The 19,606-nt window shown below is 68.5% G+C and carries 22 protein-coding genes; 14 read left to right on the top strand and 8 right to left on the bottom strand.

The features are described 5' to 3' along the window. Nucleotides 1–80 precede the first annotated feature (80 nt). The 12 genes from argS to tatC all read left to right on the top strand — a co-directional run bounded on the left by argS (nucleotide 81) and on the right by tatC (nucleotide 9,935). Entirely contained in the window at nucleotides 81–1,766 is a 1,686-nt protein-coding gene (argS, locus tag M8009_RS04675) for an arginine--tRNA ligase (RefSeq protein ID WP_250059602.1), read from the top strand. 3 nt (nucleotides 1,767–1,769) lie between these two features. Further along, the gene (locus tag M8009_RS04670; RefSeq protein WP_250059601.1) at nucleotides 1,770–2,498 is read left to right on the top strand and encodes an SPOR domain-containing protein; all 729 of its coding nucleotides are present in this window, start codon (nucleotides 1,770–1,772) and stop codon (nucleotides 2,496–2,498) included. Nucleotides 2,499–2,647: 149 nt separating this feature from the next. Beyond that, nucleotides 2,648–3,166: an ATP-dependent protease subunit HslV gene (gene hslV, locus M8009_RS04665; protein ID WP_250059600.1), complete on the top strand. Its 519-nt coding sequence runs from the start codon at nucleotides 2,648–2,650 to the stop codon at nucleotides 3,164–3,166. Nucleotides 3,167–3,168: 2 nt separating this feature from the next. Beyond that, the gene (gene hslU, locus M8009_RS04660; RefSeq protein ID WP_250059599.1) at nucleotides 3,169–4,491 is read left to right on the top strand and encodes an ATP-dependent protease ATPase subunit HslU; all 1,323 of its coding nucleotides are present in this window, start codon (nucleotides 3,169–3,171) and stop codon (nucleotides 4,489–4,491) included. A 10-nt stretch (nucleotides 4,492–4,501) separates the two neighbouring features. Continuing rightward, entirely contained in the window at nucleotides 4,502–4,885 is a 384-nt protein-coding gene (locus M8009_RS04655) for a gamma-butyrobetaine hydroxylase family protein (protein ID WP_250059598.1), read from the top strand. A 98-nt stretch (nucleotides 4,886–4,983) separates the two neighbouring features. Continuing rightward, nucleotides 4,984–5,739 carry a bifunctional demethylmenaquinone methyltransferase/2-methoxy-6-polyprenyl-1,4-benzoquinol methylase UbiE gene (gene ubiE, locus M8009_RS04650; protein WP_250059597.1) on the top strand — a complete coding sequence of 252 codons (756 nt, stop codon included), beginning with the start codon at nucleotides 4,984–4,986 and terminating at the stop codon, nucleotides 5,737–5,739. A 7-nt stretch (nucleotides 5,740–5,746) separates the two neighbouring features. Further along, nucleotides 5,747–6,388 carry a ubiquinone biosynthesis accessory factor UbiJ gene (locus M8009_RS04645; RefSeq protein ID WP_250059596.1) on the top strand — a complete coding sequence of 214 codons (642 nt, stop codon included), beginning with the start codon at nucleotides 5,747–5,749 and terminating at the stop codon, nucleotides 6,386–6,388. Beyond that, nucleotides 6,385–8,007 (top strand): ubiquinone biosynthesis regulatory protein kinase UbiB, encoded by a 1,623-nt coding sequence (gene ubiB, locus M8009_RS04640; RefSeq protein ID WP_250059595.1) that lies wholly within the window; start codon nucleotides 6,385–6,387, stop codon nucleotides 8,005–8,007. The genes M8009_RS04645 and ubiB overlap by 4 nt, the downstream gene beginning before the upstream one ends. 44 nt (nucleotides 8,008–8,051) lie before the next feature. After that, entirely contained in the window at nucleotides 8,052–8,387 is a 336-nt protein-coding gene (locus tag M8009_RS04635) for a phosphoribosyl-ATP diphosphatase (RefSeq protein ID WP_250059594.1), read from the top strand. Between the two features lie 52 nt (nucleotides 8,388–8,439). Next, nucleotides 8,440–8,724: a Sec-independent protein translocase subunit TatA gene (gene tatA / locus M8009_RS04630; protein WP_250059593.1), complete on the top strand. Its 285-nt coding sequence runs from the start codon at nucleotides 8,440–8,442 to the stop codon at nucleotides 8,722–8,724. Nucleotides 8,725–8,730: 6 nt separating this feature from the next. Continuing rightward, nucleotides 8,731–9,171 (top strand): Sec-independent protein translocase protein TatB, encoded by a 441-nt coding sequence (gene tatB / locus M8009_RS04625; protein ID WP_250059592.1) that lies wholly within the window; start codon nucleotides 8,731–8,733, stop codon nucleotides 9,169–9,171. Continuing rightward, nucleotides 9,168–9,935 carry a twin-arginine translocase subunit TatC gene (gene tatC / locus M8009_RS04620; protein WP_250059591.1) on the top strand — a complete coding sequence of 256 codons (768 nt, stop codon included), beginning with the start codon at nucleotides 9,168–9,170 and terminating at the stop codon, nucleotides 9,933–9,935. Before tatB ends, tatC begins: the two co-directional genes overlap by 4 nt. A gap of 185 nt (nucleotides 9,936–10,120) precedes the next feature. Here tatC and elbB read toward each other — a convergent pair whose 3' ends face one another. Then, nucleotides 10,121–10,783, bottom strand: coding sequence for an isoprenoid biosynthesis glyoxalase ElbB (elbB, locus tag M8009_RS04615; protein WP_250059590.1), 663 nt, complete (start codon nucleotides 10,781–10,783; stop codon nucleotides 10,121–10,123). A gap of 226 nt (nucleotides 10,784–11,009) precedes the next feature. Here elbB and hemB point away from each other — a divergent pair, with 226 nt between their 5' ends. Both hemB and ppk1 read left to right on the top strand, forming a co-directional pair. After that, nucleotides 11,010–12,011, top strand: a complete 1,002-nt coding sequence (hemB, locus tag M8009_RS04610; RefSeq protein WP_430886895.1) for a porphobilinogen synthase — start codon at nucleotides 11,010–11,012, stop codon at nucleotides 12,009–12,011. 46 nt (nucleotides 12,012–12,057) lie between these two features. After that, nucleotides 12,058–14,262: a polyphosphate kinase 1 gene (gene ppk1 / locus M8009_RS04605; protein WP_250059588.1), complete on the top strand. Its 2,205-nt coding sequence runs from the start codon at nucleotides 12,058–12,060 to the stop codon at nucleotides 14,260–14,262. A 1-nt stretch (nucleotide 14,263) separates the two neighbouring features. On the opposite strand, the gene M8009_RS04600 is transcribed toward ppk1, so the two are convergent. The 7 genes from M8009_RS04600 to ubiD form a co-directional block, all read right to left on the bottom strand. Continuing rightward, the gene (locus tag M8009_RS04600) at nucleotides 14,264–14,776 is read right to left on the bottom strand and encodes a DUF3087 family protein (RefSeq protein ID WP_250059587.1); all 513 of its coding nucleotides are present in this window, start codon (nucleotides 14,774–14,776) and stop codon (nucleotides 14,264–14,266) included. Between the two features lie 68 nt (nucleotides 14,777–14,844). Further along, nucleotides 14,845–15,909 (bottom strand): 3-deoxy-7-phosphoheptulonate synthase, encoded by a 1,065-nt coding sequence (locus tag M8009_RS04595; RefSeq protein ID WP_250059586.1) that lies wholly within the window; start codon nucleotides 15,907–15,909, stop codon nucleotides 14,845–14,847. A gap of 299 nt (nucleotides 15,910–16,208) precedes the next feature. Further along, on the bottom strand, nucleotides 16,209–16,334 hold the full coding sequence (locus tag M8009_RS19060; protein ID WP_284047719.1) for a hypothetical protein: 126 nt from the start codon (nucleotides 16,332–16,334) through the stop codon (nucleotides 16,209–16,211). A gap of 64 nt (nucleotides 16,335–16,398) precedes the next feature. Continuing rightward, the gene (locus M8009_RS19055) at nucleotides 16,399–16,527 is read right to left on the bottom strand and encodes a hypothetical protein (protein ID WP_278031879.1); all 129 of its coding nucleotides are present in this window, start codon (nucleotides 16,525–16,527) and stop codon (nucleotides 16,399–16,401) included. Nucleotides 16,528–16,610: 83 nt separating this feature from the next. Then, nucleotides 16,611–17,324, bottom strand: coding sequence for a dihydromonapterin reductase (gene folM, locus M8009_RS04590; protein ID WP_250059585.1), 714 nt, complete (start codon nucleotides 17,322–17,324; stop codon nucleotides 16,611–16,613). Next, entirely contained in the window at nucleotides 17,321–18,100 is a 780-nt protein-coding gene (locus M8009_RS04585) for an NAD(P)H-flavin reductase (RefSeq protein ID WP_250059584.1), read from the bottom strand. The genes folM and M8009_RS04585 overlap by 4 nt, the downstream gene beginning before the upstream one ends. A 7-nt stretch (nucleotides 18,101–18,107) precedes the next feature. Next, a complete protein-coding gene (gene ubiD, locus M8009_RS04580) occupies nucleotides 18,108–19,601 on the bottom strand; it encodes a 4-hydroxy-3-polyprenylbenzoate decarboxylase (protein WP_250059583.1) in 1,494 nt (497 codons plus the stop codon). Between the last annotated feature and the right edge of the window lie 5 nt (nucleotides 19,602–19,606).

Genomic DNA, 19,606 nt, shown 5'->3' with positions numbered 1-19,606 from the left:
GCCGATTGCCGATAATGGCGCCCCAGACTCGCCCGGCGGTCGCCTTGCACCGCCCACGCCACAGGACACCGGATACCTCCATGAAAGAGACCATCATCGCGCTGCTCGAGGGCGCCCTGGACAACCTCCGGCAGCAGGGCGTGCTGCCCGCCGATATCGCGCCGAGCATCAAGGTCGACCCGACCCGCGACAAGGCCCACGGCGACTACGCCACCAACCTGGCGCTGATGCTGGCCAAGCCTGCCGGCAAGAAGCCCCGCGAGCTGGCCGAGGCGCTGGTCGCGGCCCTGCCGGCAAGCGACGCCGTGCAGAAGGTGGAGATCGCCGGCCCCGGCTTCGTCAACTTCTTCGCCGCCACTGACGCCGCCGCCCAGGTCGTGCGCCAGGTGCTCGAGGCCGGGGATGCCTATGGCCGCAACCTCACCGGCCAGGGCCGCCGTGTACAAGTGGAGTTCGTCTCCGCCAACCCCACCGGGCCGCTGCACGTGGGCCACGGCCGCGGGGCGGCGATCGGCGACTGCATCAGCCGCCTGCTCGAGGCCACCGGCCATGAGGTGACCCGCGAGTTCTACTACAACGACGCCGGCGCCCAGATCAGCAACCTGGTGCGCTCGGTGCAGGCGCGGGTCCAGGGAATCGATCCCGGCGACCCGGGCTGGCCGGAGGACGGCTACCGCGGCGGCTACATCATCGACGTGGCCAACGCCTACCTGGCCGGGGAGACCGTGCATGCCGATGACCGTCACGTCACCGCGACAGGCGACCCGGACGACCTCGACGCCATCCGCGACTTCGCCGTGGCCTACCTGCGCCGCGAGCAGGACCTCGACCTCAAGGCCTTCGGCGTGACCTTCGACGTCTATTTCCTGGAGTCCTCGCTCTACGAGCAGGGCAAGGTCGAGGCCGCCGTGGCGCGGCTGATCGAGAAGGGCCATACCTTTGAACAGGACGGCGCCCTGTGGCTGCGCACCACCGACTTCGGTGACGACAAGGACCGGGTGATGCGCAAGAGCGACGGCCACTACACCTACTTCCTGCCCGACGTCGCCTACCACCTGGACAAGTGGCAGCGCGGCTTCACGACGGTGATCAACGAGCAGGGCGCCGACCACCACTCCACCGTCACCCGGGTGCGTGCCGGGCTGCAGGCCCTCGAGGCCGGCATTCCCGAGGGGTGGCCCGACTATGTGCTGCACCAGATGGTGATGGTCACCCGCTCCGGGGTCGAGGTGAAGCTCTCCAAGCGTGCCGGCAGCTACGTCACGGTGCGCGACCTGATCGACGAGGTGGGCCGCGATGCCACCCGCTTCTTCCTGGCCGCGCGTCGCGCCGACTCCCAGCTCACCTTCGACATCGACCTGGCCCGCTCGCAGTCCAACGACAACCCGGTCTACTACGTGCAGTATGCCCACGCCCGGGTCTGCAGCATGCTGCGCAAGGCCGAGGCCGAGGAGACGCCCTTCGATCACGCCCTGGCCATGGAGAGCCTCGCCCTGCTCGCGGAGGACCAGGAGAAGGCGCTGCTCAACCGCCTGGCCCGCTATCCCGAGGTGGTCCAGCACGCCGCCACCGCCCACGAGCCCCAGCAGATCGCCCAGTACCTGCTCGACCTCGCCGCCGACTTCCACACCTGCTACAACGCGGTGAAGGTGATGGTCGACGATGACGCCCAGCGCAACGCCCGGCTGGCGCTGGGACTGGCCACGCGCCAGGTCCTGCGCAACGGCCTCGACCTGATGGGTGTCGGCGCGCCCGAGGAGATGTAAGCCATGGCCACCCGGAAGCAGCCCGCGAAGAAGCGTGGCGCCACCAGCACCCCGCGGCGCCGTGCCGCGCCACCCCCACGCCGCGGCATCCCGGGCTGGCTGTGGGGCCTGGTCGGCCTAGTGGCAGGCTTCCTGCTGGCCCAGCACCAGCAGGGCATCGCCCCCTGGCAGGAGGGCAGCGACTCGCCGCTGGCCACGGTGCTGACCAAGCCCGAGGCCCCCCGGGAATCCCGTGACGGCGAGCCGGCCGCCACCCCCGAGGAGCCGCCGATGCCGACCTTCGAGTTCTACACCCTGCTGCCGGAATCCGAGGTGATCGCACCGGGCGGCAAGGTGCCGGCCTCCACGGCCACCCCGCCGGAGCGCCCCGAGGCGCCCGCGGCGACGAACGGCGAGGACCCCATCGCCCAGGTGATCGCCGCCAACCTGGATACCGACGCCTCGGCGCAGGACGACCGCCCGGATGCGCAGGCGACGGACAAGCCACCCGCCGATGCCCGCTTCATGCTGCAGGCCGCCTCCTTCCGCGAGGCGGGCGATGCCAGCAAGCTGGCGGGCCGGCTGCGCGACTTCGGCCTGCTTGCCAAGATCAGCGAGGTCAAGGCCGGCGGCGGCGACACCTGGCACCGGGTCCAGGTCGGCCCCTACAGCGATCGTCGCGAGCTCACCCGCGCCCAGGACCTGATGGTCACCCAAGGCATCGAGCCGCTGCTGATCCAGCTGCAGAACTGACCCGTCCGACCGGCAAGGGAGGCACGACCAAGGTTGAATTCCTCGTCTCCCGCCCGCACGTCACGTGCTGAGTTCATCCACGGCGCCCGGCCCTGACCGCGGCGCCGCCAGTCATCGGGAGCCCTCTGCTCCCCCAAGGAGTCCCCTCCATGACCACGATCGTTTCCGTGCGCCGCGGTAACCAGGTGGCGCTCGCCGGCGACGGCCAGGTCTCGCTGGGCAACACCGTGATGAAGGGCAACGCCAGCAAGGTGCGTCGCCTCTACCACGGCCAGGTCCTGGCCGGCTTCGCCGGCGGCACCGCCGATGCCTTCACCCTCTTCGAGCGCTTCGAGGCGCAGCTGGAGAAGTACCAGGGCAACCTGGTCAAGGCCGCGGTAGAGCTGGCCAAGGACTGGCGCACCGACCGCGCCCTGCGCCGTCTCGAGGCGCTGCTCGCCGTGGCCAACAAGGATGCCTCGCTGATCATCACCGGCAACGGTGACGTGGTGGAGCCCGAGGGCGGCATCATCGCCATCGGCTCCGGCGGCAACTTCGCCCTGGCCGCCGCGCGAGCGCTGCTCGAGAACACCGACCTCGGTGCCCGCGAGATCACCGAGAAGTCGCTGTCCATCGCCGGCGACATCTGCGTGTTCACCAACCACAACGTCACCCTGGAAGAGCTCTGATCATGACTCGGATGACCCCCCGCGAGATCGTCCACGCCCTGGACCAGTACATCGTCGGCCAGCAGGACGCCAAGCGCGCCGTGGCCGTTGCCCTGCGCAACCGCTGGCGTCGCATGCAGCTCGAGGGCGAGCTGCGCCAGGAGGTGACGCCCAAGAACATCCTGATGATCGGCCCCACCGGCGTGGGCAAGACCGAGATCGCCCGCCGCCTGGCCAAGCTGGCCGGGGCGCCCTTCATCAAGGTCGAGGCCACCAAGTTCACCGAGGTGGGCTATGTGGGCCGCGACGTCGAGTCGATCATCCGTGACCTGACCGAGGCCGCCATCAAGCTGGTGCGCGAGCAGGCCAAGGCCGAGGTAGGCCACCGTGCGGAGGATGCCGCCGAGGAGCGCATCCTCGACGCCCTGCTGCCGCCGCCCCGTGGCCAGGAGGACGAGCCGCGCCAGGACAGCTCGACCCGCCAGATCTTCCGCAAGAAGCTGCGCGAGGGACAGCTCGACGACAAGGAGATCGACATCGAGGTCACGCCCCAGGGCACCGGCGTCGACATCATGACCCCGCCGGGCATGGAGGAGATGACCAGCCAGCTGCAGAACCTGTTCGCCGGCATGGGCAAGCAGAAGAGCGAGACCCGCCGGGTGGCGGTGAAGGACGCCTTCGGCCTGCTGCGTGACGAGGAGGCCAGCAAGCTGGTCAACGAGGACGACATCAAGAGCCGCGCCGTCGAGGCGGTGGAACAGAACGGCATCGTCTTCCTCGACGAGATCGACAAGGTCTGCAAGGGCAGCGGCCAGTCCAGCGGTGGCGAGGTCTCCCGCGAAGGCGTGCAGCGCGACCTGCTGCCGCTGATCGAGGGCTCCACGGTCTCCACCAAGCACGGCATGGTGCGCACCGACCACATCCTGTTCATCGCCTCCGGCGCCTTCCACCTGTCGCGCCCCTCGGACCTGATCCCCGAGCTGCAGGGCCGGCTGCCGATCCGCGTCGAGCTCAACGCCCTGACGCCGGAAGACTTCAAGCGCATCCTCACCGAGCCTTCCGCCGCACTGACCAAGCAGTACCAGGCGCTGCTGGCCACCGAGGGGCTCGAGATCGCCTTCACCGAGGACGGCATCGCGCGTATCGCCGAGATCGCCTGGAAGGTCAACGAGGGCACCGAGAACATCGGCGCCCGCCGCCTGCACACCGTGATGGAGCGCCTGCTCGAGGAGGCTTCCTACCTGGGCGGCGACTTCGGCAGCCCGCTGTCGATCGATGCCGCCTACGTCGACTCCCAGCTCGGCGAGCTGGCGATGGACGAGGACCTGTCGCGGTATATTCTTTAGGAGCCTTGCCATGTCCGCCCCGATACCTACCAAGGTGCACTACCACAGGAAGGACCGCGAGCTCGAGCTCACCTACGCAAGCGGCGAGAGCTACCGGTTGCCGGTGGAGTACCTGCGGGTCTTCTCGCCCTCCGCCGAGGTGCGCGGCCATGGCCCCGATACCGCTACCCTGCAGGTGGGCAAGAAGCACGTCGGCCTGCAGAACATCACCCAGGCCGGCCGCTACGCGCTCAAGCTGCACTTCGACGACGGCCACGACAGCGGGCTCTTCAGCTGGGACTACCTCTACGATTTGATCGAGAAGCGCGAGGTCAACTGGGCCGACTACCTGCGCCGGCTGGAGGAGGCCGGCGCCTCGCGGGAGCCCCTGAGCATCGAGATCAAGCAGCTGTAGGGGCAGCGTCAAGACAATCGCCTGCGGGGAGGGCTACAATGGCGCCCATTGCGAGGCCGTCAGGCCTCCCCCACCGCAGCGATTCGGGAGCCCACGGCATGAGCGCCAGTGACAAGCACACCACCCACTTCGGCTATCAGGAAGTCCCAGTCGAGGAGAAGGCCTCACGCGTGGCCCATGTCTTCCACTCGGTGGCGGCCCGCTACGACATCATGAACGACCTGATGTCGATGGGCATCCATCGCCTCTGGAAGCGGCTGACCATCGAGCGCTCCGGCGTGCGCCCGGGCCACAGCGTGCTCGACATCGCCGGCGGCACCGGCGACCTGACGGCAAAGTTCTCGCGCATGGTGGGCCCCCGCGGGCGGGTGGTGCTGGCCGACATCAACGAGTCCATGCTGCGGGTCGGCCGCGACAAGCTGCTCGACAGGGGCGTCGGCGGCAACGTCGAGTATGTCCAGGCCAACGCCGAGTGCCTGCCCTTCCCCGACAACAGCTTCGACTGCATCACCATCGCCTTCGGCCTGCGCAACGTCACCGACAAGGACGCCGCGCTGCGCTCGATGACCCGCGTGCTCAAGCCCGGCGGCCGCCTGCTGGTGCTGGAGTTCTCCAAACCTGGCAACCCGCTGTTCTCCAGGGCCTACGATGAGTACTCCTTCCGCCTGCTGCCGAAGATCGGCGAACTGGTGGCAAGCGACGCCGACAGCTACCGCTATCTGGCCGAGTCGATCCGCATGCACCCCGACCAGGAGACCCTCAAGGCGATGATGGAAGCGGCCGGGCTGGAGCGGGTCGAGTACACCAACCTCACCGGGGGCATCGTCGCCCTGCACCGCGGCATCAAGCTGTGAGGGCATGATGGCGCTGTCTCCCCTACTCCTGCTGGCCGGCCTGGAACGCACCCTGAATGCCCTGCTCGCCCGCGACCCGGCGGCGCCGTCGCGCCTGGCCCGGCTGGCTGGCCACCGCATCCTGTTGCGCCTGGAGCGCCCCGCCCTGGCGCTGGCCATCCACTTCCACCCGGCCGGGCTCGACCTGCTGCGCCCCGACGACACCGCCGAAGAGGGCTTCGACGCGGTGGTCGAGCTGGATGCCGAGACCCTCGGCGAGCTGCTCGGCGGGGCCTCCGTCGAGCGCCTGATGTTCCAGGGCAAGCTCGCCGTGCGGGGGCGCACCCACCTGCTGGAGGCGACCCGCGACCTGCTGCTCGACCTCGACCTGGACTGGGAGGCGGAACTCGCCCGCTGGCTCGGCGACATCCCGGCCCATAGCCTGGCCGAGGGGCTGCGCAGCCTCTCTCGCTGGGGGGTGCGCACCCGCCAGGAGTTCTGCGCCGACGTGGGCGAGTATGTCTTCGAGGAGGCACGGCTGCTGCCGGGCCGCCACCAGCTGGAGGCGTTGCGCGACCACCTGACCGAGATGGAGATCGCCACTGACCGCCTCGAGGCGCGCCTGGCACGGCTGCGCCGCCGCCTGGCCGAGCCGGAGACGACCCCATGATCCTGCGGCTGGCGCGCATCGTCTGGGTGATCACCCGCTACCGGCTCGACACCCTGCTGCCGCTGGCGCGGATGCCCTGGTGGCTGCGCGGCCTGTTCACGCTCTCGCCGCTGCGCCTGGTGCCGATCGGCGAACGCGCCCGCGGCGAGCGCCTGCGCCTGGCGCTGGAGTCGCTGGGGCCGATCTTCGTCAAGTTCGGCCAGATGCTCTCGACCCGCCGCGACCTGCTGCCCGAGGACATCGCCGACGAGCTGCAGCGACTCCAGGACCAGGTGCCGCCCTTTCCCGGCCACCAGGCCATGGCGCTGGTCGAGGAGGAGCTGGCGATGTCGCTGGAGGATGCCTTCGCCGGCTTCGAGCCCGAGCCCCTGGCCTCGGCCTCCGTGGCCCAGGTGCATGCCGCCCGGCTGCACGGGGGCGAGGCCGTGGTGGTCAAGATCATCCGCCCGGGGATCGAGCGCGTGATGCGCCAGGACATGGCGTTGATGTATCGCTTCGCCAGCGTGCTGGCACGGATTCCCGAGGCCCGCCGGCTGCGCCCGGTGGAGGTGGTCCGCGACTACGAGGCCACGCTCTTCGACGAGCTCGACCTGACCAAGGAGGCCGCCAACACCTCCCAACTCAAGCGCAACTTCAAGGGCTCGCCGCTGCTCTATGTACCGGCCATCCACTGGGGGCTGACCCACCGCCGGGTGATGGTGCAGGAGCGCATCTACGGGGTCCCGGTGGCCGACACCGCGGCGTTGCTCGCCCAGGGCACCGACCTCAAGAAGCTGGCCGAGCGCGGCGTGGAGATCTTCTTCACCCAGGTGTTCCGCGACAACTTCTTCCATGCCGACATGCACCCGGGCAATATCTTCGTCTCCTTCGAGCATCCCCTGGACCCGCAGTACATCGCCATCGACTGCGGCATCGTCGGCAGCCTGACCCGCGAGGACCAGGACTACCTGGCGCGAAACCTGCTGGCCTTCTTCCACCAGGACTACTACGAGGTGGCGGCGCTGCACATCGAGTCGGGCTGGGTGGGCGAGGAGACCCGGGCCAACGAGTTCGCCGCGGCGATCCGCACCGTGTGCGAGCCGATTCTCGAGAAGCCGCTCAAGGACATCTCCTTTGGCCAGGTGCTGCTGGGCCTGTTCCAGACCGCGCGACGCTTCAACATGGAGGTGCAGCCCCAGCTGGTGCTGCTGCAGAAGACGCTGCTCAACATCGAGGGGCTGGGCCGCCAGCTCTATCCCGACCTAGACCTGTGGAGCACCGCCAAGCCCTTCCTGGAGCGCTGGATGAAGGAGCGCGCCGGCGCCAGCGGCCTCTGGGAGTCGCTCAAGCGGCAGGCCCCGGAGCTCTCTCGCCAGCTGCCCGAGCTGCCGGTGCTCGCCCATCAGGTCCTCGCCCGCACCGAGCTGGAGCACCGCCAGCGGCGCCGCCAGGTCGACGCCATGGGCGGGATCTCCCGAGCGCTGAGCCAGCGGGGCAGGAGCCAGCGACGGCTGCGCCTGGGCCTGCTGCTGCTGGCCGCCGCACTCGCCTGGCAGCCGCTGAGCGAGTGGGCCGCGGGCCAGCCCTGGCCGGCCCTGGCCGCCGCCGCCCTCGGCGTGCTGCTGCTGGCCTGGCACTGAGGGCCCGCCCCATCCTTCCACCCACTGCAACGGAACCTTGACCCATGAGCGATATCCTCGACCGCCTTCACGTTGTGCTCGAAGAACGCCGCCGCGCGGAGCCACAGGATTCCTATGTGGCGGCCTTGCATCACAAGGGACTGAACAAGATACTCGAGAAGGTCGGCGAGGAAGCCACCGAGACCCTGCTGGCCGCCAAGGACGCCGAGCATGGCGACGAACCGGCACGTCAAGCGTTGATCGCCGAAACGGCCGACCTGTGGTTTCATAGCCTGGTAATGCTCTCGCACCTGGGCCTCGACCACCGCATGGTCCTGGATGAGCTAGCCCGCCGCTTCGGCGTCTCCGGACACGACGAGAAGGCCGCACGGCAACCCTAGCGTCAACTGGCCCTTCCGGGACCTCCCGGAGCCCCAACCTGAGGAAGCAATTATGTTAGGTGGTATCAGTATCTGGCAGCTGCTGATCGTTCTCGGCATCATCATCCTGATCTTCGGCACCAAGAAGCTGCGCAATGTCGGCGGCGACCTGGGCGGCGCCGTGAAGGGCTTCAAGAAGGCCATGCACGAGGAGGAGAAGGAGAAGGAGAAGGACGAGGGCGAGAAGGCGGACGACCCCCAGGCCCGTGTCAGCCATGACGAGGAGGTCAACACCTACGACGTCAAGGCCGAGAAGAAGGCCCACGACCAAGAAGAGCACCAGGAAGAGCGCAAGTAACCCGCCATGTTCGATATGGGCTTTCTCGAACTGATGCTCATCGGCGTGGTGGGCCTGCTGGTGCTGGGACCCGAGCGCCTGCCCAAGGCGGCGCGCACCCTGGGGCTGTGGATCGGCAAGATCAAGCGCAGCGTCTCGAGCATGCAGCGCGAGATCAGTGCCCAGCTCGAGGCGGAGGAGCTGCGCCAGAAGCTCAATGAGCAGCAGAAGAAGCTCGACGAGGGCGTCCAGCAGGTCAAGCGCGGCGTGGAGAGCATCGCCGAGGAGGAGAGCGGCAAGCGCGAGTCGGCCTCGACGACTGACGATGCCGGTGAGGCCCCGCCGACCGCCCCCCCCGAGAAGCGTCTCGACGACGCCCTCGCCAGGGCCCGCACGGGCAGCGAGGGCGATGATGCCCAGCGCCCCGCCGATGCCTCCACCGCCGACAAGGATTCTGCCCCCCGATGAGCAAGACCGGTGACCCCAAGGAGCAGAACCAGGCCCCACTGATCGAGCACCTGATCGAGCTGCGCTCACGACTGATGCGCGCGGTGATCGCGATCCTGGTGATCTTCCTGGGCCTCTATGCCTTTGCCAACGACATCTACTCCTTCGTCGCCCAGCCGCTGATGGCGCTGCTGCCCGAAGGCTCGCAGATGATCGCCACCGAGGTGGCCTCGCCCTTCCTGGCCCCCTTCAAGCTGACCCTGGTGGTGGCGGTGTTCGCCGCCATTCCCTATGTGCTGCACCAGGCCTGGGCCTTCGTGGCCCCGGGGCTCTACGACAACGAGAAGGCGCTGGCGCTGCCGATCCTGGCCTCCAGCGTGGCGCTGTTCTATGGCGGCGCCGCCTTCGCCTACTACGTGGTCTTCCCGCTGCTGTTCCAGTTCTTCACCCAGACCGGGCCGGAGAACGTCGCGGTGATGACCGATATCAATCAGTACCTGAACTTCGTCCTCAAGCTGTTCTTCGCCTTCGGGGTGGCTTTCGAGATCCCCATCGCCACCTTCCTGCTGATCCTCTCGGGCGCCACCACGGTGGAGAGCCTGTCGAAGAAGCGTCCCTACGTGGTGCTCGGCTGCTTCGTCATCGGCATGCTGCTCACCCCGCCGGACGTGGTCTCCCAGAGCCTGCTGGCGGTGCCGATGTACCTGCTCTACGAGGTCGGCCTGCTGTTCGGCCGCCTGGTGCGCCGCAAGCGGGAGAAGGACGAAGAGGACGAGGAGCAATAGCGCCAAGCGGCCAAGCGACCAAGCGACCAAGCGACCAAGCGACCAAGCGACCAAGCGACCAAGCGACCAAGCGACCAAGCGACCAAGCGACCAGCAGGATAAGACCCGACCAAGATCCAACCCCGCAAAAGCAAGCCCCGAAGGTCTCGGCCTTCGGGGCTTGCTTATAGCTCGGCGCTTGAAGCTTACAAGTCCATCAGCTCGTCGACGCGGTCGACCAGCTTGAAGATGCCGGTGGCCGCCTCGCTGATGCGCGTGGCCAGCATGTAGGCCGGGGTGGTCACCACGCGGTTCTCGAAATCCACCACGATGTCCTCGACCCCGCAGCTGCGGTGCAGGCCGCCCATGGCGCTGATCGCCCCGGAGACGCCCGGGTCATGCCCCACGGTCACGGAGATGCCGGGGCCGAGCAGGCGCGGCACCAGCACCGGGCTGATGCACATCAGGCCGATCGGCTTGCGCGCCTCATGGAAGCCGGACAGCGCCTCGCTGAGCTCGTCGAGCACCTGCATGCCATCCCCTGCCTCGGCGTAGTTCGAGAGGTTCTTGGCGACACCGAAGCCGCCGGGGAGGATGACCGCGTCGAAGTCGTCGGCCTCGAGCTCGTCGAGAGGCGAGATATCGCCGCGGGCCAGGCGTGCCGACTCCGTCAGCACGTTGCGACGCTCACCCTCGGCCACCTCGCCGCGACGATGGTCGACGACATGATGCTGCTCGATATCGGGGGCGAAGCAGCGATAGCCCAGACCCAGCTGGTCGAGGCGCAGCAGGGTCAGGGTGGTCTCGTAGATCTCGGCACCGTCCTGTACCCCGCATCCCGAGAGGATGACCGCCACCTGTTTGCTCATGCCTTTCTCCTTGAAGGTAGGCGCCCGGCGAAGCCAGGCCCTGAAATTCTGAAGCCTTCACTTTAGAGAGTCGGCCCGGGTGCGACAAGGCGCGGCTTTCGACGCCGGACGACACTGATATACTCGAGACATTCGACTGCCGCTGTCATCAATCCGTCATCCTGCATCGCCACAATGACGCGACGGCGGTCCCGATCCCCATATCCGGAGAGACGCCTTGAGCTTCATGACCACACGCCAGTTCCCGACCTCGCGCCTGCGCCGCATGCGCCGCGACGACTTCTCGCGCCGCCTGATGCGCGAGCACACCCTGACCGCGGCCGACCTGATCTGGCCGGTGTTCGTGCTCGAGGGCGAGGGCCAGCGCGAGGCGGTGCCCTCCATGCCGGGCGTCGAGCGGCTCTCGCTCGACCTGCTGATCGAGGAGGCCCGCGAGGCCTTTGCGCTCGGCATCCCGGCCATCGCCCTGTTCCCGGTGGTGGGCACGGAGCTGAAGAGCGAACTCGCCGAGGAGGCCTACAACGCCTCGGGCCTCGTCCAGCGCAGCGTGCGCGCCCTCAAGGAGGCGATCCCCGGACTCGGCATCATCACCGACGTGGCGCTCGACCCCTACACCAGCCACGGTCAGGACGGCATCCTCGACGATGCGGGCTACGTCCACAATGACCGCACCGTGGAGACCCTGCTCAAGCAGGCACTCTCCCACGCCGAGGCGGGTGCCGACGTGGTGGCGCCCTCGGACATGATGGACGGGCGCATCGGCTCGATCCGCCAGGTGCTGGAGCAGGAGCAGCTGGTCAACACCCGGATCATGGCCTATAGCGCCAAGTACGCCTCGCGCTACTACGGCCCCTTCCGCGACGCCGTGGGTTCCGCCGGCAACCTGGGCCGCGCCGACAAGACCACCTACCAGATGGACCCGGGCAACGGCGACGAGGCGCTACACGAGGTGGCCCTGGATCTGGCCGAGGGGGCCGACATGGTGATGATCAAGCCCGGCATGCCCTACCTGGATGTGGTGCGCCGGGTGAAGGACGAGCTCAAGGTGCCCACCTTCGCCTACCAGGTGAGCGGCGAGTACGCCATGCACATGGCCGCCTTCGAGAACGGCTGGCTGGAGGCGGATGCGGTGATCCTCGAATCGCTGCTCTGCTTCAAGCGCGCCGGTGCGGACGGCGTGCTGACCTACTTCGCCAAGCGGGCGGCCCGGCTGCTCGCGACGACATAGACGACGGGAGGGACAGCACCCTTCCGCCCGACGACAGGGAGATCCCATGGAAGAGACACGCGGTCCCGACCGGCAGCCCGACCTGCCCACCCCACGCCGGAGCGGCGAGCCTCCCGAGCCACCCGCCCCGCGGCTGAACCATACCCGCACCGGCATCAAGCCCAAGGCGCTGCCGGACCCGGAGGCGGACCTGGCCGACCCCGGGCTCTACTTCAACCGCGAGCTCTCCCACCTGCAGTTCAACGTCCGGGTGCTGGAACAGGCCCTGGACGAGGCCCATCCGCTGCTCAACCGGCTGATGTTCCTGCTGATCTTTTCGTCCAACATGGACGAGTTCTACGAGATCCGGGTAGCCGGCCTCAAGAGTCAGGTCCTGCTCGGCGATGATTCCACCGGCGCCGACGGCCGCTCGCCCCGCTCGGTGCTGGCCGAGATCTCCCAGATCGCCCATGAACAGGTGGCGCGCCAGTACCAGATCCTCAACGAGGTCCTGATCCCCGCCCTGGAAGCACAGCGGCTGCGCTTCCGCCGCCGCGGAGACTGGTCCGAGGCCCAGCAAGCCTGGGTGCGCGACTACTTCGAGACCGAGATCATGCCGGTGATCAGCCCCATCGGCCTGGACCCGTCCCACCCCTTCCCGCGGCTGGTCAACAAGAGCCTCAACTTTATCGTCCAGCTGGAGGGCAAGGATGCCTTCGGCCGCGAGGGGGGCCTGGCCATCCTGCCGGCACCGCGCTCGCTGCCGCGGGTGATCGCCCTGCCCGAGGCGCTCTGCGAGGCGGACTTCAGCGAGTATGTCTTCCTCTCCTCGATGATCCATGCCCATGCCGAGGAAGTCTTTCCCGGCATGGCGGTGCTCGGCTGCTACCAGTTCAGGCTGACCCGCAATGCCGACCTCTCCATGGACCCCGAGGAGGTCTCCGACCTCGCCTCGGCGCTGCGCGGCGAGCTGCTGTCGCGGCGCTACGGCAGCGGGGTCCGCCTGGAGGTGGCCGACAACTGCCCCGACGAGCTGGCCGAGTTCCTGCTCAGGCAGTTCCAGCTCGAGGAGGCGGACCTCTTCCGGGTCAGCGGCCCGGTGAACCTGACCCGCATGATGTCGGTGCTTGACGACGTGGAACGTCCCGAGCTGCTCTACCGCCCCTTTACCCCCGGGCTCCCCAAGGCACTGCGCAAGGCCGACAGCGTGCTGGCCGCGATCACCGATGGCGACATCCTGCTCCACCACCCCTTCCAGTCCTTCTCCCCGGTGGAGGAGATGCTCGGAGAGGCCGCCCGGGACCCGGACGTGCTGGCCATCAAGCAGACCCTCTACCGCACCGGCGCCGACTCGCCCATCGTCAACGCCCTGGTCGAGGCCGCCGGCAACGGCAAGGAGGTCACGGTAGTGATCGAGCTGCGGGCACGCTTCGACGAGGCCGACAACCTGGCCCTGGCCTCGCGCCTGCAGGAGGCCGGGGCCATCGTCATCTACGGGGTGATGGCCTACAAGACCCACGCCAAGATGATGCACATCGTGCGCCGAGAACGGGGCAAGCTGCGCCACTACGCCCATCTGGGCACCGGCAACTACCATTCGCGCACCGCCAAGCTCTACACCGACTACAGCCTGCTGACCGCCGACCCGGTGCTGTGCGCGGACGTGCACAAGGTCTTCCAGCAGCTCTCGGGCATGGGCCGTGCCCGGCATATCGAGCAGCTGCTGCATGCCCCTTTCACCCTGCACGAACAGATGGTGGCCAGGATCGACCGCGAGGCCGAGCATGCCCGCAAGGGCAAACGCGCCCACCTGATCATCAAGTGCAACTCGCTCACCGAGCCCAAGCTGATCCAGGCGCTCTACCGGGCCTCGCGGGCCGGCGTGGAGTGCGACCTGATCATCCGCGGCATGTGCTGCCTGCGCCCGGGCATTCCCGGCATCTCGGAGAACATCCGCGTGCGCTCGATCATCGGCCGCTTCCTGGAGCACACCCGGGTGTTCCATTTCCACAACGACGGCAAGCCGGAGACCTGGGGCTCCAGTGCCGACTTCATGGCACGCAACATGTTCCATCGGGTGGAGACCTGCTTCCCGCTTCTCGACAGGAAGCTGGCCGCCCGGGTCCGCAAGGACCTCGAGACCTACCTGGTGGACAACTGCCAGAGCTGGCTACTGCGCAGCGACGGCCTCTACGTCAAGCAGCAGCCCGGCGGCGCGGCCCCGATCAGCGCCCAGGAGACCCTGCTCTTCGCCTACGCCGCCAGGGCGTGACTCAGCCCTTGCGGAACGCATCCAGGTCGTGGGGGTCGAGCCCGGAGACGCGCTCGGGCAGGCCGCGCTCGCGACGGGCGGCTTGCACCACCTCGCGCTCGGCGAGCAACTCGGCATCGTCGTCCAGGGTGCGGCCGTTGAGCTCGGCGAGCTGGGCCATGCCCTGGTGGTAGAAGGCGAGCACCGCCAGCGCCGTGTCATTGCCCTCCGCCATGCCACGGCGCAGTGCCGGCAGGTAGCCGCTGACCCGGGACAGTTGGTGCTTGAGCTGCCAGACATAGCGTACCTCGACCATCCAGGGGCGCTCGCGCAGCACCGCGAACACCAGGCTGGTCGCGACCAGCCCCAGCAGCACGCCCAGCACGTTGAGCCAGAAACCGCCCTCGAAGGCGGCCTGCAGCAGCTGGACAAAAACCAGCCCGAAGACGATCAGCTGGCCGGCCATGGCCAGGCTGATGAAACGCCCCTTGCGGCGATAGGTCTCGGGGTCGTGGTCCTCGAACTGGAACGGCATGGCGCTCTCCTGGGTGGCGAATCGGCAATCGACGGCATTATCCCGACATCACCACCCAGGGTACAGGGCTAACGCAGACGCTCGGCGGCCGTGAGCAGCAGGTGTTCGGTGGTCTCCCAGCCGATGCAGGCGTCGGTGACCGAGACCCCAGGGCGCAGCCGACCGGGCGCAAGCGCCTGCTTGCCCTCGTGGAGATGGCTCTCCAGCATCAGCCCCGCCAGCGCCGTCTCGCCGGCCTGGCGCTGGGCCAGCACATCGAGCAGCACCTCGCTCTGGCGGCGATGGTCCTTGCGCGCGTTGGCGTGGCTGCAGTCGACCATCAGCCGCGGCGACAGGCCGGCCTCCTCCAGGGCGCGGCGCGCCGCCTGAACGTGGGGGGCCTGGTAGTTGGGCTCGCCGTGACCGCCGCGCAGCACCAACTGGGTGTGCGGGTTGCCCGCGGTCTCGCGGATCACCGGGCGCCCTGCTTCATCCAGCCCGAAGTGGCCGTGCGAATGCGCCGCGGCGCGCATGGCATCCAGCGCCACGCCGATGTCACCGCCGGTGGCGTTCTTGAAGCCCACCGCGGCATCGAGGCCGCTGGCCAGCTCGCGGTGCGGCTGCGACTCGGTGGTACGGGCGCCGATGGCCACCCAGGAGAGCAGGTCTTCGAGATAAGGTGCCAGCATCGGCTGCAGCAGCTCGGTGGCCACCGGCAGCCCCAGCTCGGCCACCTCGCGCATCAGCCGCCGTGATACCTCCAGGCCGCGGGCCATATCGCCACTGCCATCGAGGTCGGGGTCGTAGGCCAGCCCCTTCCAGCCCACGGTGGTGCGCGGCTTCTCGACGTAGACGCGCATCACCAGGAGCAGCCGGTCCTCCACCCGTGGCGCCAGCGCGGCCAGGCGGCGAGCGTACTCCAGGGCCGCCTCGGGATCGTGGATGGAGCAGGGGCCGACCACCACCAGCAGGCGGTCATCGTGGCCGGCGAGGATCTCGTGGATGGCTCGGCGCTGGGCGTCGATGCGGGCCGCCAGTTTCGATGAAAGCGGCAGCTCGCGGCGCAGCTCCCCGGGAGTGGGCAGCGGCCGGGCCGGGTTGGCGGCAGAGTGCAGGGGCTCGGTCAGGGGGGCGGCGGCAAGGGAAGCGTTCATGGCGTCATCAACTCCGGATAGCGGTCATACATCGTGTCGGTCGGGTGCCACCGATCTCGCTACGGCCGGGCGTGGCGGGGTGAGCCGACCGCAGCTCGCTAAATCGCCAATAGCCGTAATAGCCCGCGAAGCCCGGGGTCTGGCGGATGGCGATGGGTGCGGTCATGGTCTCTCTCCTGGATGTCAATTGTGTGGTCGGGGCCGTGAAACGCAGAACCCCCGGGCGGGGCAGCCGTCCGGGGGTTCTGGCGGAGGCGGCCCTGATGGGGGGTGCCTCCCGGCGATGTCGCGTCTTGCGCTCAGGACATGGCCACGGGCACCCCGGGAATAAACCAATAGCCATACCAGTCGCCGCGCACCACGAACGCCACGCTGCCACTGCGGGCAACGCAAAGTTCGGGCTGGGCACGGCGGGTCATGGACATGGGTCGCTCCTGAGGTCTCGTCTCATCCTGCCGCATTGCGGCATGGCTGGCAAGGGTCGTCCGCTCAGCCGGCGAACAGCTGGTACCAGCCGATGGTGGCCGGCAGGCAGCTCATGGCCACCAGCACCACCAGGCCGAGCACCACGGACAGCAGGCCGCTGTCGTCTTTGAAGTTCGTGTCGTGTCCCGCCATGTGTCGCTCCTCGTATCGTGTCAGGGTAGGGCCGCATTCTAGCGAAGATGGCAGCATCCGGCACGGCACCGATGGTCGCAGGCTCAGCGCAGGTGGCGCCCGCCGTCCACCGGCAGGGTCACGCCGGTGACGTAGCGGTTGTCGAGCAGGTAGCGCAGGCTCTGGTAGATCACGCCGGGGCCAGGGATCATCTCCATGGCGGACTTGGCGCGGGCCTTCTCGGCGTAGGCCTCGTCATCGCCCTCGCCCAGCATGATCAGCGCCGGGGCGATGGCATTGACCTGGATCGTCGGGGCGTACATGGCGGCGAACGACAGCGTCAGGTTGTCCAGCCCCGCCTTGGTGGCGGCATAGGCGGCGTGTTTTCTTGAGCCCTTCTGCACCACGTAGTCGGTCATGTGCACGATGTCGCGCTGGGGCTCGCTGCAGGCCTCGAGCAGCGCCCGGGCGTGCAGGTTGATCAGGTAGGGCGCGAGCATGTGGATGCGGAACAGCCGCTCGAAGGTGGCCCCCGCCTCAGGGCCGCTGGAGTCCGGCGCCCAGTCGCTGGCGTTGTGGACGATGGCCCGCAGCGATGTCGTCTCGGCCTGGAGTCGCGCGAGAAAGTCGAGGATGCCCGCCTCCGTCGCGAAGTCGGCCGAGAGGGTGACGATGCCCCGCTCGCGCAGCGCGTCCAGTTCGGGGCGCTCGCGGCGATAGCTGATGATCACCGGGTGGCCGTCGTCACGCAGGCGCTCGGCACAGTGGCGGCCCAGGCGCTGGGCGCCGCCGGTGATCAGGATCGGCGAGGCGCTCATGGCCGCCCCTCCCTCACCAGGCTGCCCGCGGTGGGCACGATGGGGTCCCGCGGCGCATAGGCGAAGACATCCGAGAAGACCCGCGAGGCCTCGAGGCCCAGCGAGGCCAGCACGTCCACGCAGGCGTAGACCATGCCCGGCGAGCCGGAGATATAGACGTCATGCCCCGAGACGTCATCGAGGCTCACGGCCAGGGCATGGTCGATGCGGCCGCGGTGGCCGATGACCCGCTCCCCTGCCATGGCTTCCTCGGGCGCGACCTCGGTCACGGCATGGAAGCGGACATTGGCATGGCCCTCCGCCCACTCCCGGGGCAGGCGCTCCAGGTAGAGGTCGCGACGCTCGCGGGCCGCCCACCAGAGGTCGATCTCGCGCTCTGGATCGTCGTGCAGCGCCGCCTCGACGATCGCCTTCATCTGGGAAAAGCCGGTCCCCGCGGCGACCAGCAGCAGCGGACGCGTACTGTCGGGGTCGAGGATGCAGTCACCGCCGGGCAGGCGCAGGGTCAAGCGCTCGGCCACCTGCATCAGCTCGCGCAGCCGGGCGGAGTTCTCCCGCTCGGGCCAGTGCTGGATGTGCAGCTCGATCCCGCCATCGCCGCCGTGGGCATTGGCGATGGAGAACGGCACCCAGGTCTCGTCGTCGAGCTTGAGCTCCAGGTACTGGCCGGGATCATGGGCCACGGCCTCGGGCCGGCCCTCCAGCTGGACGCGGAAGACGTCCGGGGTGAGGTCCTCGACCTCGGTGACCAGGCAGGTCAGGGTCCTTGGCGTCATGCGTGCCTCATGCGTTGTCAGGGTGTGTGTCGGGGAGATCGATGCCCAGCTCGTTCCAGCGCTCGCTGACGCGGGCCTTGACGGCCTCGTCCATGACGATGGGCGTGCCCCACTCGCGGTCGGTCTCGCCGGGCCACTTGCTGGTGGCATCCAGGCCCATCTTGGAGCCGAGGCCGGCCACGGGGGAGGCGAAATCCAGGTAGTCGATGGGGGTGTTCTCCACCATCACGGTATCCCGGGCGGGGTCCATGCGCGTGGTGATGGCCCAGATCACGTCCTTCCAGTCCCGGGCACAGACGTCGTCGTCGAGCACCACCACGAACTTGGTGTACATGAACTGGCGCAGGAAGCTCCACACGCCCATCATCACCCGCTTGGCGTGGCCCGGGTACTGCTTCTTCATGGTCACCACCGCCATGCGGTAGGAGCACCCCTCCGGCGGCAGGTAGAAGTCGACGATCTCGGGGAACTGGCGACGCAGGATGGGCACGAACACCTCGTTGAGGGCGAGCCCCAGGATCGCCGGCTCGTCGGGCGGGCGGCCGGTGTAGGTGGAGTGGTAGATGGCATCCTCGCGCATGGTCATGCGCGTCACCGTGAACACCGGGAACCGCTCGACCTCGTTGTAGTAGCCGGTATGGTCGCCGTAGGGGCCCTCCGGAGCCATGTCGTCGGGATAGATGAATCCCTCGAGGATGATCTCCGCCGAGGCCGGCACCTGGAGGTCGGCATGGCCGCAGCTGACAAGCTCGGTGCGCGAGCCTCTCAGGAGCCCGGCGAAGGCGTACTCGGAGAGGCTGTCGGGCACCGGGGTCACCGCGCCGAGGATGGTGGCCGGGTCAGCGCCCAGCGCCACCGCCACCGGGAAGGGCTCGCCGGGGTGGGCCTTCTGGAACTCCTGGAAGTCCAGGGCGCCGCCGCGATGGGAGAGCCAGCGCATGATCAGGCGGTTCCTGCCGAGCTTCTGCTGGCGGTAGATCCCCAGGTTCTGGCGGCTCTTGTGCGGCCCTTTGGTGATTACCAGCGGCCAGGTGACCAGCGGCGCGGCGTCACCCGGCCAGCAGTGCTGGATCGGCAGGCGGTCGAGGTCGACCTCCTCCCCCTCGTAGGCGAGAGCCTGCACCGGCGCCGAGCGCACCGTCTTCGGCCCCATGCTCATCACCTGCTTGAAGATCGGCAGCTTGCTCCAGGCGTCGCGGAACCCCTTGGGCGGCTCGGGCTCCTTGAGGAAGGCGAGCAGTTCCCCCACCTCGCGCAGTGCCGCGACCGAGTCCTGGCCCATGCCCATGGCCACCCGCTGCGGCGTGCCGAAGAGGTTGCCGAGCAGCGGCATGGTGTGGCCCTTGACGTTCTCGAACAGCAGCGCCGGCCCTCCGGCGCGCAGGGTGCGGTCGCAGATCTCGGTGATCTCGAGGTAGGGGTCGACCTCGGCGGTGATGCGCTTGAGTTCGCCCTGGGCCTCGAGCACCGCGATGAACTCGCGCAGGTCCTTGTACTTCATTCGGA

The sequence above is a fragment of the Halomonas gemina genome (assembly GCF_023554995.1).
GTDB lineage: Bacteria > Pseudomonadota > Gammaproteobacteria > Pseudomonadales > Halomonadaceae > Halomonas > Halomonas gemina.
Note: the sequence above shows the minus strand (reverse complement) of the source record. Positions and strands in the feature narration are given on the sequence as shown.